Source organism: Ruegeria sp. H7, from assembly GCF_056532945.1.
In genome coordinates this window covers 1-1,114 of the sequence record NZ_JBQFNZ010000024.1, presented here as the reverse complement: position 1 = coordinate 1,114, position 1,114 = coordinate 1, and the positions used below count along the sequence as shown (strand labels likewise).

Below are 1,114 nucleotides of genomic sequence, written 5' to 3'. Positions count from 1 at the left end.
GGTAAGCCGTTTGTTCAAACCGTGATGAGGTTCGGCTGAAGAACCGTAGTGCAACTCCGCCAAAGCAGCGATGTCATTGAAAATGACTACAGAGCCGCCTTCTTCATTCGCGTAAACCAATAGTTTTTGGCAAAAGGCATCCAAACCAATTGCCGGAAAGTCCGCCATAGCCACGCCACCGGGTGCAGGTCCGCCGAACAGAAAGAGAACTGCATCCGGCAGTTCCACCCCCAGTTGGGACGCTTCGGTCGCAAAATCGATTTCACCGAACCAGACAGTATCGTCCTGCCCCATCACAGCTGTCCTGAGACGTTCGACTGCCTCTGGTACGCTGAGCTGAGATCGCAGTTCGATGATCCCGTAGTCGGCAAACAACCCGTTGGTCGGTGCTGGTGTTGCATCCAAGTCGTTAAGAACTTCGAGCAGCTTGCTCTGAAACGCACTCAACGAAGACGCGTCCGTGAGCCCATGCCGGACTTTGAGAAATTGAGAGTCTGTGTAAGCGATCTGTGGGCTACCATCCTGATCGAAGGAAAGTACGCGAAAAGGAAGGTCCAGACCTGCTCGTACGTTCTCTTCCAGAATTGGCGTGTTTATTTCAGGATCAGAGAAAATGAGTACGCGAGACGCTGGCATTTCTACGCCTTCAGCTTTGGCCAGTCGCGCGTGATCTATCGATGCGATTGGAGTATCTCCCGCTTTTGCAACGGCAGTCTCAATCCCTAAGAAGTTTTCGTCCACCGCAGTCTGGGCAGATGAAGATTGTGCCAGAGCGGATGTCGACAAAGATGAAGTCGCAACCATCGAGAGAACGAAGAAAAACCTCAGCATTTTACCACTTCCTGTTTCATCGTACTTTTTTAAGAGAAACCGCCGCCAGAGCTGCAAAAGCTATCTCGGCTGCAAGATAAAAGAGAAGTACCCCGTTCGGAACTCCATCGATAAGGATGCTTAGTATGCGCCCAACGGCCAGTCCTGACATAAACAAAAATAGAACCCACAGCGCGGGGCGTTGTAACTCTGGTTTCGAAGCAGCTGCCAACCAAAACAGCGCGTTTGCCATGTAAAGACCCATAATCGCTCGGAAGACATGAGTCTGGTTCGTCCCTTCCAC

The 1,114-nt window shown here is 51.4% G+C and carries 2 protein-coding genes; both read right to left on the bottom strand.

The genetic code is table 11. The annotated features are described in order from the left end of the window. Window positions 1-831: DUF302 domain-containing protein (locus ACR0AC_RS21210; protein ID WP_480875958.1), on the bottom strand; the 831-nt coding region annotated here is incomplete at its 3' end. Between the two features lie 16 nt (window positions 832-847). Beyond that, a partial coding sequence (locus tag ACR0AC_RS21205) for a DUF4345 domain-containing protein (RefSeq protein WP_480875956.1) occupies window positions 848-1,114 on the bottom strand: 267 nt, incomplete at its 5' end.